The sequence below is a fragment of the Micromonospora sp. NPDC007230 genome, assembly GCF_042869115.1.
Classification (GTDB): Bacteria; Actinomycetota; Actinomycetes; order Mycobacteriales; family Micromonosporaceae; genus Micromonospora.
The window spans coordinates 51,567-67,482 of sequence record NZ_JBIAFE010000033.1 but is presented as its reverse complement, the minus strand read 5'-3'; the positions used below and the strand labels follow the sequence as shown (position 1 = coordinate 67,482).

14 protein-coding genes are annotated in these 15,916 nt (G+C 67.9%); 2 read left to right on the top strand and 12 right to left on the bottom strand.

The genetic code is table 11. The features are described 5' to 3' along the window. Positions 1-79: 79 nt before the first annotated feature. From ACFYML_RS32490 to ACFYML_RS32470, 5 genes are all read right to left on the bottom strand, one after another. Positions 80-760 carry a hypothetical protein gene (locus ACFYML_RS32490; RefSeq protein ID WP_387424266.1) on the bottom strand — a complete coding sequence of 227 codons (681 nt, stop codon included), beginning with the start codon at positions 758-760 and terminating at the stop codon, positions 80-82. Positions 761-854: 94 nt separating this feature from the next. Beyond that, entirely contained in the window at positions 855-1,856 is a 1,002-nt protein-coding gene (locus ACFYML_RS32485) for a restriction endonuclease (protein WP_387424265.1), read from the bottom strand. A gap of 177 nt (positions 1,857-2,033) precedes the next feature. Then, the gene (locus tag ACFYML_RS32480) at positions 2,034-4,013 is read right to left on the bottom strand and encodes a DUF3732 domain-containing protein (protein ID WP_387424264.1); all 1,980 of its coding nucleotides are present in this window, start codon (positions 4,011-4,013) and stop codon (positions 2,034-2,036) included. 5 nt (positions 4,014-4,018) lie between these two features. After that, on the bottom strand, positions 4,019-4,501 hold the full coding sequence (locus tag ACFYML_RS32475; protein ID WP_387424263.1) for a three component ABC system middle component: 483 nt from the start codon (positions 4,499-4,501) through the stop codon (positions 4,019-4,021). A gap of 45 nt (positions 4,502-4,546) precedes the next feature. Continuing rightward, the gene (locus ACFYML_RS32470; protein WP_387424262.1) at positions 4,547-5,734 is read right to left on the bottom strand and encodes an ABC-three component system protein; all 1,188 of its coding nucleotides are present in this window, start codon (positions 5,732-5,734) and stop codon (positions 4,547-4,549) included. Between the two features lie 150 nt (positions 5,735-5,884). On the opposite strand from ACFYML_RS32470, the gene ACFYML_RS32465 reads away from it, so the two are divergent. After that, entirely contained in the window at positions 5,885-7,057 is a 1,173-nt protein-coding gene (locus ACFYML_RS32465) for a hypothetical protein (protein WP_387424261.1), read from the top strand. An 89-nt stretch (positions 7,058-7,146) separates the two neighbouring features. On the opposite strand, the gene ACFYML_RS32460 is transcribed toward ACFYML_RS32465, so the two are convergent. The 7 genes from ACFYML_RS32460 to ACFYML_RS32430 form a co-directional block, all read right to left on the bottom strand. Then, positions 7,147-7,833, bottom strand: coding sequence for a hypothetical protein (locus ACFYML_RS32460; protein ID WP_387424260.1), 687 nt, complete (start codon positions 7,831-7,833; stop codon positions 7,147-7,149). A 408-nt stretch (positions 7,834-8,241) separates the two neighbouring features. Beyond that, complete coding sequence (locus tag ACFYML_RS32455; protein ID WP_387424259.1) at positions 8,242-8,751, bottom strand: hypothetical protein; 510 nt, start codon at positions 8,749-8,751, stop codon at positions 8,242-8,244. A gap of 75 nt (positions 8,752-8,826) precedes the next feature. Beyond that, the gene (locus ACFYML_RS32450; protein ID WP_387424258.1) at positions 8,827-9,291 is read right to left on the bottom strand and encodes a DUF4190 domain-containing protein; all 465 of its coding nucleotides are present in this window, start codon (positions 9,289-9,291) and stop codon (positions 8,827-8,829) included. After that, positions 9,288-9,692 carry a hypothetical protein gene (locus tag ACFYML_RS32445; RefSeq protein WP_387424257.1) on the bottom strand — a complete coding sequence of 135 codons (405 nt, stop codon included), beginning with the start codon at positions 9,690-9,692 and terminating at the stop codon, positions 9,288-9,290. The genes ACFYML_RS32450 and ACFYML_RS32445 overlap by 4 nt, the downstream gene beginning before the upstream one ends. Then, positions 9,689-12,154, bottom strand: a complete 2,466-nt coding sequence (locus ACFYML_RS32440) for an AAA family ATPase (RefSeq protein WP_387424256.1) — start codon at positions 12,152-12,154, stop codon at positions 9,689-9,691. Before ACFYML_RS32440 ends, ACFYML_RS32445 begins: the two co-directional genes overlap by 4 nt. A gap of 112 nt (positions 12,155-12,266) precedes the next feature. Further along, the gene (locus ACFYML_RS32435) at positions 12,267-13,199 is read right to left on the bottom strand and encodes a hypothetical protein (RefSeq protein ID WP_387424254.1); all 933 of its coding nucleotides are present in this window, start codon (positions 13,197-13,199) and stop codon (positions 12,267-12,269) included. A 79-nt stretch (positions 13,200-13,278) separates the two neighbouring features. Then, positions 13,279-13,809: a DUF4352 domain-containing protein gene (locus ACFYML_RS32430; protein ID WP_387424253.1), complete on the bottom strand. Its 531-nt coding sequence runs from the start codon at positions 13,807-13,809 to the stop codon at positions 13,279-13,281. 99 nt (positions 13,810-13,908) lie between these two features. On the opposite strand from ACFYML_RS32430, the gene ACFYML_RS32425 reads away from it, so the two are divergent. Continuing rightward, positions 13,909-15,861, top strand: coding sequence for an N-6 DNA methylase (locus ACFYML_RS32425; protein WP_387424252.1), 1,953 nt, complete (start codon positions 13,909-13,911; stop codon positions 15,859-15,861). Positions 15,862-15,916 lie beyond the last annotated feature (55 nt).

Sequence of the window (15,916 nt, the reverse complement as noted above, 5' to 3'; positions counted from 1 at the left end):
GCTTCCGCAACCCCGAAAACCAGCGCCTCCGCACCCGCACCGCCACCACCCGACGCCACCGTGGGCAGCTCGACCCCGCCTAACTTCGATGAGCCTGATTGATGGGGAAGAGCGCGTTTTCCGTTGCTGTGACGGTTGAGGAGAACAGGGTGCGCTCGATGTTCTTGACGATCGCTTCCCCTATCTCTCTGCGTTGAGGGTTAGAGTGCTGGTCGCTTGCCCGTTCGAAGGGGTAGCCAAGCAAGCCCGCCAAGGACCTAACTTGGATGTAGAAAGGGGCGGACTTGATGATGGAAAGCATGAGATCCGGATATCGACCAAGAAACGTGCTCACCGCATCCGCGAGTCCGGGATTCAGGGCACCGACAGAGCCTTGCTGGCGGTCGCCGAATTCCAAGGAAAGAAGGTCTCCTTCAAGAATGGAAACAGCAGAGTCAAGGTCAATCTCTAGGCAGCGACGGCCCGCCTGCTCGCAGAAGGCCCTCGTGCCGGCGTATAGCTCACTGCTAAGGACACTCGCAGAGCCCATAGAAAAGCGAACGAGGAGAACGGCTCTCGGCAAGTCATCAAGCTGGTGTCGAAGAACGTGATCCCAAAGCTCCTCCGGCTTTTCCAAAGCCTCAATTAGACGGACTGGGACTTCTGCAGGAGTCGGATTATTGGAACCGACTACCTCCTTCGAACATGAACTCGCAGGATCCTGCCGCCGTGGTCTCAGCCCTGCTTCTCGAACGAGCGCGGCTATGGCGGCCTCAGTCATGCGCGGATTGAAGTTCCGATGCGACACCACTCGAACGTACTCGCCACTTGGAGCAGCGGCTGCTAATTTCCTTAGAGGTGAAAAGTAGAGTTGGTTATACAGAATGTGGCACTTCTCGTGCAGCCGAGAGAGATTCTGCGTAAACAAGAACACGAGCTGTACCGAAAATCGAATCGCCTAACTTTTCGTAGCTTTGCTGCGCCTGTCGGAGGATGTAGTCGCGTGTTGTCATGATAAGGACCTTGGTCGGGTCTGACTCGACGTGACGAATAAGGCGAAGGAGTTCTCCATCGCCCCCTGCCCTTACCTTCTCTTCTAGCGAAGTCTGCCCCAAAAAATCGTCGAAGAAGAGGACCTGACGAACGTGTGGGTCTAGCTGTGCCTCAAGTTCCCGCACGTCCCCGACGGCGGCAATCGGCTGCCAGCCGTCTGCCATGAACCGGAGCAGAACGATGTGTGCGGTGGTGGTCTTACCGACCCCTGGTGGTCCGGCGAGAATGCAAACGCCATGCTCGTCAATGCTTTCCATTGCCTTCGCCACAAATCTTGTTTCGACGAAGTTGCGTTGCAGGCGGCGCAGTTCCTCTCGAAGATAGGCTGACCGAAGATGCTCAAGGTGGTGCACCAGCACGCTCAGAACCGCGCCGCTCGACATCCAGAGCTTGGGTGTCGCCTTCTCCACCTCGGGATGGCGTCGAATCAGTGCGGCGATGTCGTCCCTCGCCAAGATGTCGGCCTCAGATATTCTATTCCCGAATATCGTCTGGACGCTCTTCTTGTTCGCACGGGTCAGCCTCGCCGAAGTGACGAGGATATATCGACGTGCCGTACCGACAATCCCTTTCTTTGCCTCCTTGTTGAGCTGGCTTTTGAGGTCTTTGAAGGCCGCTGTCGGCCGATGCTTGCACTGAATTACAACTTCATCGCCTGGCGCAAGATTCAGAGGCTTCTTCGCCGGCCCTAGGACCCGCAGGTCGACTCCGCCGTCCCTGCCTCTCGGAAAGCTCTCTACATGAACCTTCCATTCCGCAGCCAGTAGGTCCGCCGCCAATCGTTCGAAATCATAGTCGGACAGATTCTCGAAGTTCTCGCTCATCGGATACCTCAGGCGGCGTGGCAACAGTTGGGAGAAGACGGCTAGGTTGCTGAGCATAGCCCGGACAGGTGGTTACCCGTCCACGTAAGGGAGCTCTTCAAGCACTCGGTCCTGGTTCCTTGCCTAGGCCCACCACATGCTTGACGAATCCGTCCCCAGCGCTCGTTCTTGGATAGCTCAACGCGCCGTTGCCTCATCGATCCATTCTTGGGGAATCAGCTTTTCCCCGGCACGCCAGTTATGTTTCACGGAGTTCTGGAACCATTCCTCGGGTAGGTTGGCATGGTCGCAGACGATCACTTGCATTGCGGGGGCCAGTTCCACGATCACGTCGTAGATCAGGCGAAACAGTCGACTGACTGCTTCACGGTCGGTGTCCTGGCCTGGTGTGCCTGATCTCTGGTCGACCTCGGATCGGTACCAGACTTGCGTTGGTTGGTCGAGCATGAGCAGTCGTGGCACCGGTCGGTGCTGCCGTACGAAGTAGCGGTGCAACGCAAGGTGGGTGATGAGATGGTAACCGACCCAGTTCTCCCCACTGCCGATGCGGAACAAGGGCGCTGGGCCCTGCTCGGTGTCGGTGACAACGGTGAGGCGATTCAGATCGAGACGAACGCTCCCGCTACGGTGCTCCAACTGGAGCCGGTCAGCCCATCTGGTCATGTCTTGGCTGATCGTCACCAGGCGTGACGTCAGCTGTTCGCGTTCCTCGGATGGGTCGAGTTCGGCCTCGAGCGTTTGCACCCGGTCTAGGGCTGTCTCGTATTGGTGGCGTAGTCGCGCTAGCTCGGCCTCGGAGCTGCCGGGCAGTGCGGCGAGCGTCGCGTGGATGCGGCCGCGGGTGAAGTCCCGCCGTGCGGTATCCGGAAGCTGCTCGGTGACTGCCTGGCTTGCGATCAGCGACTGAATGGCGCCCTCGGCCGCTCTGAGTTGGTTGCGCAGAGTGGCGGCTTGCTCATCGAGAGCCTGCAGAGCCGCGCGCCGGGCAGGTCGGGCCGCGTCGACGCCGTTGAGCTGGTTGTTGAGCTGGACCAGACTCTGTCGCAGTTGCTCTGGGGTGGGGTCGGGCTCGGCGAGTGCCGAGCCGCAGAGCGGGCACGGGGATGGCCTGTCGTGGGTGCCGATCGCCGTGGCTGCGGTGCCGTTGGTGGGCAGTCCCAGGAGGTTGAGGCTTGCCAGCCTGGCGGTCTGAGCTCGGACGGCCCCGGCGAAGTCGGTTTCGGTGTCGTTCTGTTGTAGCAGTAGGTCGCGTTCAGCATTGAGGGCGCGGAGGCGGTCACGGACCTGGTCGCGTTCTCGCTGTAGGACGGCGATGCGGCCGGCAGTTTCGAGATCAGGTGTTTCCGGGGCAGTAGCCGGCGCGGTGACGGCGGCGTGCAGAAGGCCGACCATGCTGGATCGGTCCGCGGGTTGGTCGGTGTCGACCATTCCGAGCGCGTACGCCTCCCGCCAGAGCGTCGCCAGCCCCGCGTCGGCAGCCTCGCTTGCCCGGACTGCTTGGCGGTAGGTCGTTTCCGCTCGGCGCAGCTCTCGACGAGCCGCGCTGAGTTGGGCGCGCTTGAGCGCCTGGTCTCGCGGTACCGCGCCGATGAAGTACGGGATGGTGTCTTTAAGGGCCTGTGCCATGCCCTGATCGCCTTGGCGGTGGAACAGCAGATCGCGGGCGGCGATTTCGCCCTGCCGCTGCAGGCATAGCAACGCGGCGTGTCCTATGTGTGCCTCAAGCGGATACCGCGCCGAGCCCACGGGCGGCTCGTGCAGATTCTCCTCGATGCCGAGACGACGCCCGAGCTGCTCCCGAACGGCGTCCGAATCGGCGTTCACCACGAGGTCTTCAAACTCGAGGGGAGCCAGGTCGGCACCGAATTCCAGCATCGCGCGTTGGGTCGACGCCTTGCCCGCGTCAGGCGCGGGTCTCGCAACGAACGCTCGACCGCCGTCCAGTTCGAACAACGCCGCATACCAGGACACCGTGCTGGTGATCGGACCGATCGGCATTTGCAGCGTGTCGCGGCCCAGGCAGTACTCGACGATGTCGAGCAGGGCGCTCTTGCCCGTCTTTGACTCCCCGGTCACGATGTTGAGGGCCCCAGCGGAGAAGTTGAGGACGCGTCGACGGCCGTGGTTGCTGTAGAGAACGATCGCGAGCAGTTGCACGTCATTCAGGGTGTCACGCCGAGGACCGCAAAAACGGTCGCGCTGTTGTCAATCTTCGCCAACCAACGGCCAACGAATCCCGCTCTGCGGAGGATGTCCGCAAGTTCATCGGGCATCTGAAACCCCTTCTGACGGCGGATCCTACCTTGCAAGGCATCTCCTTCGACGGTGAGCACCCCCTGGGCGAGGCCGAACCGCACGCCCTCTCTCACTGGCTCGACAAGGCTTTGCGCCCGAGGCGGGAACCCCGCGCGCAGCAGCGGATTGCGAGAGGTCCACGTTGCGAGGTGGGTTCTGGTCGAGGTGGGCAGGGCCTGCCGAGTGCCGCGATGCAGCACCAACGGAACGATGATGAAGGCCAACGGCCATGGCAACGCCCGATCCGACTCCTTGCGGTACCCGTCGGCCGCGGTAGCGAGGATCACCGCGATCAGCGCGGGGTTCAGCATTGCGGCCACGATCGGCGGTCGATCAGTCCACGCCGTCATAGCACCCCCTTACGTCAACCACTTCCTAGGCGATGATGGGCTGGCTCACGCGCCGACCTGTAGCAGCTTTTGGACACGACTTTCAAAGTCCGGATGCCAGCCGATTCGTCCGGCATCGGCTAGAACATGACGTTTGCCGCGAACGAAGAAGGGCTCGTTGTAACGCGCACGGACGGTGATGCCCGTCTGAGCCAGCAACTGCCGCAGCATCTGCTTGCCGGCCTCCTGCTTGGCCGCTTCGTCCGCGTCGTCATCGAGCGTGTCGAGCATCCAGTCGAACTCGCGCTCCCACTCGTCGACGAGCTCGGCCTCGAAACTGGTCAGCTCAGCTACATCGATCAGGTCCTCATCCAACCACCGGACCGTCTGTGTGTAGGCGCGGTAGTAGTCCACGATGGCCTTCTGCAGGTTCCGTGGCGGGTAGGCAACCCACTGCATCTGCTGCACGAATGTATGAGTTCGGTGCTCTGCAGCGACCGTATCAACATCGACGTCCAGCAACTTAACCAGGGTGGGCAACCTCTCGCTGGTGAACTGGTCGCGAATGTCCGCAATCGCCGCCCGGGCCACGCCGACATCGAGGCTACGGAGCCTTCTCTGCAACATCGCCAGGGCCTGTTCATCCCACCATCGCCAGACCATCGCCAAGAACAATTCCTCATGCCCTGGCGGCAGTGCCCAGTGCAGGTGTGTGCGTACCAGCGCGGGTACGTCCTGGATGTGGGGCGAACCATCGATGACGCGAATCCTGGTGAGGAACGTACGGCGGTCTCCCGGACTGAGCGCGAGAAACTGCTCCCGGGCTTTTCTGGTCTGGTCTGATGCCGTGTCTCTAGCCACAGACTCGAGCCCGATGAGGGCGGTGCGTTCGTCGAGCGTCTCGGGCCGCAGAGCCGCAACCGCCGTACCGGCACCCGCTATCTGAGTTGTGATCAAGAGCAGTTGCGGCCCGGACGGGTCGCCCGGCGTCGCGGTGTCCATCCAGACCTTCAACGTGCGCCATACGTCTGTCGAGGTGTCGGTCAGCGCTCGATGTGTCTGCTGGTGGTGCTTGACCTGAAGCAGATGCGTCGGGTTGGTGTCTTCTTCCCAGGCGATGTCGTCATGCAACTCTAAGGTGATGGACGCGTCCGGTCTGTCAACCCCCGACTGCAGGAGCTCCACCAACGCCCACCAGGTCTGATGCTGGTAGCCGACCGCGTTCGGGGCAGCGCTATGCGAAGCCGTAGCCATCCCCTGAGTTTCTACCTCGCCGAACGATCATGTCCAGCCGACAAACCGGGCATTGACAAGGACAAGATGCTGCCTCCTAGACTCGCAAACCCTTACCGGGCTGGCGCGAGGGCGTTCAGTGGGTCGATCGGGAGGATGCCCCTTGGACGTATGTCTGGGCCTCTGGGACACGACACCACGGTCCGTGAAGCCGCTGCCCACGCCGTCGCCGTGCCACTGCACGCCTGGCGGCCTGCCGCTGGCGCGCTGGTGCCGGTGCTGATCGCCGCCCAGCAGGATCCCGCCGAAGCGGTGCGCCTGCGCACGCTGCGGCACCTGGCCGGCGCGGGCCGGGCCGCCACCGGCGCCTCCGATCTGTTGTGGGCCGCCGTCGAGCGGGGCCCCGTGGGCAGCGAAGACTCGGCGTGGGCGTCCGAGCGGACTCTGGGCGCTGCCGCGCTCACCGCACTCAGCCGGCTACGAGATCCGCGCGCCGACGCGTACCTCGCCGCCCGGCTCCGCGCGCGGCCGCTGCGCCTAGCCCAACTGGCGGACGCCCTCTCGGCGCTTGGCCCGTGGGCCGAAATGTGCCGGGCCGTGATCGTCGACGCTGTCGAGGCGGCCGATGCCGGCTACGACCGCGCCCGGCTGATCCGGGCTGCCGGCAGAGTCGGCGCCGACCCGGCCGCGTTGGTGCCGGTGCTGCAGCGGCAGGCCGCGGAGCACTCCTACTCGGCGGGCATACTTCTCGGCGACCTCGGGCCGGCCGCCGCCGCAGCACTGCCCGAACTGACCGCCCTGCGCGCGAGCGACGACGCCGACCGGCAGCGGATCGCCGCCCGGGCGTTGTGGTGGATCAGCGGCGATCCGGACGACCTGCTGGGTGTGCTGCGTAACCAGATACGCGACCGCCATTCGCTGGAAATCCTGGCCGAGGTAGGACCACACGCCGTCGAGCTCGCCGATTTGCTCCCGCCGATTTTCGACAGCGACGACGAGTGGCGGGTGATCCACGCGGCCATCGCGTACTGGCATATCACCGGCGACGCCGACCCGGTCGTGCCGACGCTGGTGCGCTACACCGAGTGCTGCCCATGGGGAGTACTGGCGGTCCGAGCGCTGGCCGACATCGGACCGGCGGCGGCCGCCGCGATTCCGGTGCTGCGGGCACACGCCGAGTCACCGTACCGGCAACTGTGGTGGCGTTGGGGCGCCGAGGATAGCCTTGTCGCCGAGGACGAGGGGTGGGCTGCGGTGTGCACATACGCCCTCGCCCGGATCCAGGGCGCGGAAACCGGTGACTGGCCGGACGTGCTGCTCCCCGAGCCGGCCCATCAGCCGTGAACGCCAGCGCGGCCGCCCGCAGCACCGGATGGCCACACTCGGATGCAGTCATGCGAGTTCTCGGACGTTGGCGGGGTACTGCGCGTCAGTCATGGCCACGACATCGGGGGTGGGCCAAATGCGCGACGACCGGCCCGCACAGCCAGAGTGGCGAGGGCAGCGTTGGCGCCACCACCAATCACAGCGCCGATACCGAACGGTGCCACTCGACCGAGAACGATGATTCCCTGCTTGGTCCCGTACTTCGTGACGAAGTGTTTACCCAAGATCTTATTGATCTGACGCAACGTCTCGGCAGGCACCTTGGCGACAACCTGGCGTCCCCAGTGTTGCCCCGTACGCTCCGCGACCTTGGCAATGGTGGCGGAGCCGGACCCGCCGAGCATGATTCCCATCACGATCGTTCGGCGACGCTCGATCTCGTCGATGGGGACCCCGTGGACTTCGGCGATCGAGAGCGCGAAGAGGGCGCTCAGCTCAAGAGATGAGAGAACCTCGCCTGCAGACAGTGCCAGTGCGACGCCCGTGCCGACGCCGGGCGCGGCTGCAGCTCCGCCAACTGCAGCACCCGTCCCGGCCAAGGCGCTGACGTACATCCGCTCCAGATTGCGGATCACCTCTGCTGGTGTCGCCTCTGGGTTCCGCTGGCGTGCCCGGGCGATATTCTTGCGCACCAGTGGGCTCTGGATGGCGATTGCCTTATCCAGGAGGTCGAGGACACGCTGCCCACGTACGGCTGCTTCCGGAACCGGTCCGTCGAGGGCACCTGTTGCCATGCCTTGAACTCCTAACGTCATCACGTCCCAACTGAGTCTCCAATTCGACCAGCCGAGCGGACCTTGCGCCAGATCGTCGAACGGTGGACGCCGCACTGGCGAGTTGGTTGATTGAGACGCCTGCGGCGTGGGCGGTTCGAACAGCGCCCACCTGGGTCGCAGTCGACCAGGCCGCTCTGTGGCGCGGGGCCACCGCCGGACCTGAACTATGTCCATAACGTACAGACGATCACGCGGCGGCCCCGCCACGTCTCCGCTCCAGCAGCGGAGTCTCGAACGGCGGCTGCCGAACCAACGTTCTTTCGGCGATGTCGTGGTGGCTGTTTCGGGCGCTGACCCGGCAATACCAGCGTGAGGCCCTCACCGACGCCGAGTTCGCCGCCGAACTGGCGAAGGTCACCACACCGATTAGGTCACTACTGCCCCGGACGATCTACGCCCGTCGTGATCATTCCGCTGGCGAGCCACATCGAGCAGATGGTCAAGGTCGGTTCGCGGCCGGCTGGTGGCCATCGCGAGCACCCCGAGCGGGTCGGCATGTCCGCGACCGGTCAGGTCTTCGAAGACCGCGAGTAGGTCCGACTCGAAGCCGTCCGCGGTCGTACCCCGCGCTTTGGCCAGTTCGGCGAGCCGGCCTTCGACATAGCGGCGCACCATCACCTGGTGCGCCCCGACGCTCGGCATCTCGTGGGCCTCAGCGACCATGTCGTCGACCTGCCGGCCCATCCGGTGCAGGACCGCCGACGTGACGCCCCATTGGCGGATCTCAGGCGCCGCGTCGTCGGCCAGGTGGATGACCACCTCGTCCGGTCCGCTGATTTCGTGCGACCCGCCGTCGCTGTACCAGCGGGCCGTGATGACGTAGCCCTCGTCCTCGCGGGACAGTTCAACGGCCCGGTCGCGGTTCTCCTGGGACATTCTTCCTGTCTTTCCGGCACCTCGTGGGCGCCTCGCCCGACCGCGGTTGCGGCCAACTACCTGCGTTGCCCCGGGTCAGGGTGTGGGAGTGGCCGCGCCGAGGACGCTGCCGAAGAACGCCATGACGGTGAAGATGATCATCGGGCCGACGAAAACGTAGCCCAGGACGAGACCGGCGACGGCCATGCCGTGCCCCGACCGCGTGCCGTCGCGGGTGTCCCGCATGGCGACGTGGCCGAGGATGACGGCCAGGATGCAAGGCAGCCCGAACAAACACCACCCGCCGAGCACGCCCAGGATCCCGAGCACCAGCGACGCCGTGGCAATGCCCGACGTCAGCGGCGGATGCACGGCGACCGGCCGCACAACCGGCGGAAAGGCCGGGTACGGCACCGCCGAGACCGGCGGGTACGCGCCGCCCGGTGGGGACACCGGCGGGTACGGCCCGCGAACAGCGGACACCGGCGGATACGGCCCCGGCAGAGAGGGGACCGGCGGCTGCGGGCGGGTGGGGTCGACGCCCGGCTGCGGGTAGGTCATCGTTCGGGTTCCGTTCCTTTTTCGAGTTGGGTGAGCAGGGCGCTCACCTCGGTGTGCAGGCGACGCAGCTCGGCGGCCGTCGGTGCCAGCTCGTAGCAGTGGTGGTGGGCGGCGGCCGACAGCGCCGCCCAGGTGAACGCGACCCGACGGGCGACCTGGCCGCCGGGCCCGAGCCGCCCGCGCAGCATCAGCTGCTTCGCCCGGCCCTGCCGGCACGCGGCCACGGTCGGCTTGACCCGCCGCCAGTAGGCGTCGACGCCACCCTCAAGGGCGAGCCGGATCAGGCAGGCACACGCCCGCGGCCACCACCCTGCTGTCACCGCGGCCGCGCCGAGCCCGCCAGCGCCGCGCAGCATCTCGTCGGCCGCCGCCAGGCAGCGCTGCGGCGTCGGCGCGGTCACGACCGGACCTCCCCGCGACCCGCGCGGGGCGGCGGCAGGACCTCCGTGAGGTGGCGGACGTCCGCGACCAGGCCGGGCAGGTCAAACAGGTACGCCCCGTGCACGCCCTCCTTGCACGCCTTGTACGCGCCGACGGCCCGGGACCCGTGCCGGCGGCTCAGATACCCGAGCACGTCGGCGCCCCGGTCGGCGTCGTCGAACAGCGCCAACGCGAGCGTCGTGGTCAGCCGCCGGGACGCGGCCACGACGGCGGCCTCGATGTCGTCGTGCGGCACACCCCGGGCTACCCGCCGCCACCACACGATCCGGTGGCAGGCCGCCTCGATCGCTGAGCGGCACAGCTCCGCCACCACCGGCCCACGCACCTCGGCGGCGATCTCCTCATTGCGGGCCAGGGCGTACGCGTCGTCCAGGTAGCGGCGTACCGGGTCGGAACCGTGCCGCAGGGTCACCACGGACCGTTCGGCGCGGGTCACCTCGACGATGCGGGACTGACCCAGATCGAGCCGGCCGAGGGCGTCGGGCAGCCGGGTGTCGTGGGTGAACACGATCACCTGCCGCTGCTCGGCCAGCTCGGCGAGCACCCGCGCCAGCCCGTCCACCTTGGCTGGATCCATGCTCTGCACCGGGTCGTCGACCACGATGAACCGGAACGGGCTCTCCGGCGCGCAGCCGCGCGGCAGGAACGTCGCCAGCCCGAGGGCGTGCATCTCACCCTGGCTCATCACCCCGAGCGCGGTGCCGTTGTCGGCGCCGTCCACGCTGACCGGGATCACCACCCGCCGCCGGGTGTTCGTACCCTCCAGGGTCATCGCGCCCAGCTCGACGTTGCTCTCCTGCCGCAGCTGCGCCCAGATCCGCTGCGAGTGCTCCGCGAAGGGCGCCACCCGCTGGTTACGCAGCTCCGCCCCGGTCGCCCGCAGCCACGCCCGAGCGGCCTTCACCCTGGCGAGGGCGGATTCCCGCTCCGGCAGCGCCCCGGCTGCCGCAATCCAGGAGCGCAACTCACCCGCCGCGGCCTGCCAGCCGGTGTCGCGCTGTCGGAGCAGGCCCTCCGCGTACGCCTGCGCGGCCTTCGCCGCCGTGAGCAGCGCCGGGTACCGGGCGGTCAGGTGGTCGGCGAGGTCCTCCGGCCCGCCCGGCGCCAACCGCAGCGCCGCCACGGCCGCCCGCAGCTCACCGACTGGGACTCCGGCGAGGTCGCCGTCGGGCACGTCGAGGTCGTCGATCAGGTAGTGCGCCCGCTGCAGCATGACGGTCAGCCGCGCGGCGGCCGCCTGGGCGGCCAGGGTGCGGTCACGCAGCTCCGACAGCGACGCGGCGGCGCTGGCCCGCCAGTCGCCGTCGAGGCGGCCGGTCGCGCAGACCGGGCACGGCCCGTCACCCCGGTCGTCGTGGTGCTCGAGGGCCAGCCGGAGCAGCTCGGCGCTGCGCAGCGACGCCCGCGACCGGCCGCCGTCGTGCCAGCGCGCCTCGGCGGCCGCCTCCCACAGCTCCCCGGCGAGCCGGGTCACCTCGTCGGCATCGGGCAGCTGCATCGCCACCAGCCGCCGGCACAGCAGCACCGCCTCGTCCGCGGTCGCCTCATCCGGCTCGGCGAGGATCGCCGCCAGCGCCGCCAGGTCGGGGCCCGTCACGAGCAGCGCCGCCGCCCGGCGCGCCCGCTCGTCCGGCACCTCAGCCAGAGCGGCGGCGAGAGTGGCGCGCTGCGCGCGTACCTCCTTGATGGCGGCGTCAAGGGGGCGCGCGGCGGCCATCAGCCGGCGGTCGGCGTCGGTGATCGCCTCCAGGCCGAGGATCGCGGAGATCGCGTCGAAGAGCTGGCTCTGCGTGCCGGCGCTGAGCCGGCCCAGCTCGGCGGCGGTGAGGAACGGCCGGTACAGCTCCAGCGGCCGGGTCAACCCCAGCTCGGCGAGATCCTTGTGGCTGCCGTGCCCGCTGGTGACGCTCACCTCGGCTTCGCCCAGCTCAGCTTCGGACGGCCATTCGCGGATCACGCGGGTGGGCGTGGCGACCCCGTCGACTCGCAGGTCGACGGCGATTCGGCACGGGTCGCCGGCGTGCAGGTTCCGCCACCCGGTACGCCACACGCTGTTGCGGTCGGCCCAGCGGGCGCTGTCGCCGGTCAGGGCCAGTTCCACCGCCTCGGCGAAGCTGGACTTGCCGGAGCCGTTGCGGCCGACCACCACGGTCAGCCCAGGGCCGGGCTCGATCGCCAGGGTGCGCTCCGGGCCGACGCCGCGGAAACCGGCGACGGTGACGGACGAGAGCCAGATCCGCTCCTGCGGCTCGTCCGCTGCCGTGCGCTGCGGTGCGAGGGTGGTCGGCTCGCCGGCGAGCGCGGCGGCCAGGTCGGTCTCGCCGCTGAGCGCGGCGAGGACCACCTCGGCGGTGTCATCGGGTACGTGGTCGGCGGCGAGCCGGTCGAAGATCAGCTCGACCAGGGGTTCGGTGCGGTTCATCAGGGCCTCCGCTGATGCGGCTCGGGGAGGGCGTGCGGTGCCGGCGGCTCGGGCCGGGCCGCTGGCATGTGTGGTGCTGCGGGGATGCTGTGGAGCTGATGTCATAGATGGATCAGGCGGGCGTGATGGTCCAGTAGCCGTCGGCGGTGACCTGGACGAGCGCGGGCGCCGACAGCGGACGGACGCCGGAGTAGCCACCGATCTCGTTGACCAGCAGCCCGCCCTCGCCCGTGTCGATCGAGTAGGCGTAGACGACGAAGTTGGAATCGCCCCGACGGTGGGTGATCTTGGCGGCGGTGGCGTCGCCACCCAGCACCAGCACGTCGTCGCCCTTGCCGGAAGCCTTGCCGGTCGGGAACTTGGTGGCCATCTGGGCGACGGTCCCGATGGTCAGCGTCCAGGATCCGCTCGCCTCGATCTCGAACTGGGTGGTCAGCGAGCCGTCCTCCAGGTTGATCCACCGCTTGCCGGTGTACGAGCCGATCTCGTTGACCAGCAGGCCGTCGCCGTCACTCTTCAGCACCGTGTTGCTCGTGCACTTGCAGGTGAACTTCACGATGGACAGGTCGCTCAGTTCGCCGACCCGCACCAGGTCGTCACCGCGTCCCTTGATCACCTTCGGCTTCGGCGTCGGAGGAGCGGTGGTGGGCGCCGGTTCCGTGGTGGCAGGGGCCGCCGACGTGGGCGCAGCCGTGGTCGGTGCGGCTGTCGTCGGCGAAGCGGTGGTGGGGGCGGCGCTGCTCGGGCTGGCCGACGTGGCGGCGATGGACTGCGGCTCAGCGCCATCGTTTCCGTTGATGGCGTTGATGGCGGCGCCGCCGCAGCAGAGGGCAACGACAAGGGCGATACCACCAACGGCCCACGCGCGAGCGTTGGACCGCTTGGCGGGAGCGGCCGGGATGGGCTGGCTGAAGAGGGTGGCGTCCTGGGGTTGAGGGGCGGGCGGAGGGCCAGCGGCGGAGAGCGGGGGCGGCGCCGGTTGCGGCGGGCCACCGGCCTGGTTGGCGGGCTGGTCAGGCGGCATCGGGCTGGTGGGGTCAGTCATGACCGTCTCCTCTGTGAACGGGAATCGGGGACGGGAAGGCTGGGGCGGGCGGTTGCGCCCGCCCCGGCGCCTCGGTTGATCAGGTGAGGGAGACCGTCACGCCGCCGGAGAACGGCGAGTCGTGCAGCTCGAGCTTGGCGAGCTTGACGTTCTTCGGGATGTCGAAGACGACGACGCCGGTGACCTGGTTGCCGGGGTTGATGTCGTTGAGGAACGTCTCGGCGTTCTTGTTGGCGTAGATCGCGGCGCCGCCATCGGCCGAGTACTCGGTGCCGTCCGCGGCGTACGCCTTCTGGCTGCTGCCGTCGAACATCTGCGACTCCTTGCCGATGTTCTTCACGTTGATCGTGACCAGGCAGAACTGGCCCTGCGCCTTCGCGCCGACCAGGTCGGTGCCGATCTTGGCGGCGCCGCACTTCGACGACTTGACGGTGAACTCGAACTTCCCGTCCCGGGCCGGCTGGCCGATCTTCGCGGTCTTCGGCTTGTCGTCTCCCTTGCCGGCGCCGGCGTCGGCCTTGCTGCCGGTGCCCTCGTCGGTGCTGCCGGCGCCGCAGCCCAGCGCGACGAGGCCGGTAGCGATCAGAGCGAGGGTCGTGGTCTTGCGCATCGTTTTCCTCCTGCTGTGAACGTTGCGGCGTCAATGAGAGCATTATCTGTGAACACTGTCAACGCACATGATGCTTGACAGGTGTGACACACTCCGAACGTGCAGGAGACCCCGACCATCACGGCGGCGGAGATCGCCCGGCTCGCCGGGGTCGGTCGCGCCGCGGTCAGCAACTGGCGCAAACGGCACGGCGACTTCCCCGCCCCGGTGAGCGGCACCCCGGCGAGCCCCGAGTTCGACCTCATCCAGGTCGAGCAGTGGCTCCGCGACCAGGGAAAACTGCCCGAACTTGCCACCGCCGACCGGCTCTGGCAGCGCCTCGCTGCCGCGAGCCAGTCACCGGCCGCCGGCCTGGCTGCCGTCGGCGCCCTGCTCCTAGCTCGGCAACGCGGCAAACGCCCCGACCGATCAGCAGGTCCGCAGCTCACGCCGCTGCTACCCGACATCGACGCGCTCGCCGACGAACTCGCACCGCAGGGCGCCTTCGACGCGCTGTGGCAACGGTTCTCCGCCCCCGGACCCGGCCGACTCTTCGCCACCCCCGACGACCTGGCCGACCTCATGGTCGGGCTCGCCGGTGTCGGCGGCGGCTCCGTCCTCGACCCGGCCGCCGGTTCCGGCGCCGTCCTCCGCGCTGCCGCCCGTGCCGGCTGCACCTCGGCGCACGGGCAGGAAATCGACGAGGACCTTGCCCGGCTCGCCGGACTGTGGCTGGCCCTGCGCGACGTTCAAGGGGAGCTGTCCACCGGCGACTCACTACGTGCGGACGCCTTCGCCGGACGCACCTTCGACGCCGTGGTCTGCAACCCGCCCTTCGGCGCCACCAACTGGGGCGACGAGGAACTCGGTCACGACCCACGCTGGATCGTCGGCACCACTCCGCGCACCGAACCCGAACTGGCCTGGGCCCAGCACGCCCTCGCCCACCTGCGCGCCGGTGCCCACGCTGTCCTGTTGATGCCACCCACTGTCGCCAGCCGCCGCGCCGGCCGGCGCATCCGCGCCGAACTGCTCCGCCGCGGCGCCCTACGCGCCGTTATCGCACTCCCGCCCGGCGTGGCCGCGCCGCACGGCGTACCCCTGCACCTGTGGGTCTTGCGACGGCCCGCGCCTGAGGCACCGCCACCCGCGCGAACGTTGCTGATCGACGCCGCCGCCGGCGATGTCGCCACGAACTACCCGCGGATCCTCGGCACGTGGCGGTCCTTTGCCGCCGCACCGGACGCCGACGTCGAGGAAGCCGGCTTCGCCCGGGCCGTCCCGGTGATCGAGCTGCTCGACGAAGAGGTCGACCTCACCCCCGCACGCCGCCAGCCCGCCGTCAGGGGCGAAGCCACCGGAGAGCATCTGGTACGCACCCAAGAGCGCCTGGCCGCCATCGTCGGCGACCTGCCGGCGATGATGCCGCAGGTCACGCCGGCGCCCGCCGAGCAGTCGTCCTCGCCGATCCTGACCGTCGCCGAACTCGCCAAAGTCGGCGCGTTGCAGCTGATCGGCCCGCTGCGCCCGACAACAGGCCGGCACACTGAAGACGAGCCGGAGACAGCCGACGAAACCGCAGTGCTCACCGCCCGCGACGTCGTGGAAGGAGCCGCTCCTTCCATATGCAGAGTTGCGGGTCAACCCGTCAGGCTCGCCGAGGGTGACGTGGTGGTGCCGATACATGCCAGTCGACTCACCGCCCGAGTCATCACCGACGAGAAAGCCCTCCTGGGCCCGAACCTCTACCTCCTGCGGCCCAACCCTGCCGCGCTGGATTCGTGGTTTCTCGCCGGCCAGCTGCGCACCTCGGCGAACGAGAAGCAGACGTCGAGCCTGTCCGGGACATTGCGCTTCGACATCCGCAGAGCACAGGTCCGCCGGCTACCGCTGGACGAGCAGCGGATACACGGGGAGACGTTCCGGCGGCTGGACGCCTTTGAGTCGGCAATCCGACAGGTGGCGGAGCTCGGGGCGGAACTCGCCCAGCTGTCAACGGATGGACTGGCGCGAGGCGACCTCACGCCGGGCGCCCGGCGTCGAGACCAGCGCAAACCGCCGGACGGGCACTAGCCGCATGATCGTCCAGCGTTGTACGGTCATGCGTCCGCCAGGTGTGGGGCCGATA

Coding starts and splice junctions, on each gene's coding strand:
- ACFYML_RS32475 (WP_387424263.1), bottom strand. CDS start 4,501: ATGACGGCGTGGACTGATCGACCGCCGATCGTGGCCGCAATGCTGAAC.
- ACFYML_RS32430 (WP_387424253.1), bottom strand. CDS start 13,809: ATGCGCAAGACCACGACCCTCGCTCTGATCGCTACCGGCCTCGTCGCG.
- ACFYML_RS32490 (WP_387424266.1), bottom strand. CDS start 760: ATGACTGAGGCCGCCATAGCCGCGCTCGTTCGAGAAGCAGGGCTGAGA.
- ACFYML_RS32455 (WP_387424259.1), bottom strand. CDS start 8,751: ATGTCCCAGGAGAACCGCGACCGGGCCGTTGAACTGTCCCGCGAGGAC.
- ACFYML_RS32435 (WP_387424254.1), bottom strand. CDS start 13,199: ATGACTGACCCCACCAGCCCGATGCCGCCTGACCAGCCCGCCAACCAG.
- ACFYML_RS32460 (WP_387424260.1), bottom strand. CDS start 7,833: ATGGCAACAGGTGCCCTCGACGGACCGGTTCCGGAAGCAGCCGTACGT.
- ACFYML_RS32470 (WP_387424262.1), bottom strand. CDS start 5,734: ATGGCTACGGCTTCGCATAGCGCTGCCCCGAACGCGGTCGGCTACCAG.
- ACFYML_RS32465 (WP_387424261.1), top strand. CDS start 5,885: ATGTCTGGGCCTCTGGGACACGACACCACGGTCCGTGAAGCCGCTGCC.
- ACFYML_RS32485 (WP_387424265.1), bottom strand. CDS start 1,856: ATGAGCGAGAACTTCGAGAATCTGTCCGACTATGATTTCGAACGATTG.
- ACFYML_RS32440 (WP_387424256.1), bottom strand. CDS start 12,154: ATGAACCGCACCGAACCCCTGGTCGAGCTGATCTTCGACCGGCTCGCC.
- ACFYML_RS32450 (WP_387424258.1), bottom strand. CDS start 9,291: ATGACCTACCCGCAGCCGGGCGTCGACCCCACCCGCCCGCAGCCGCCG.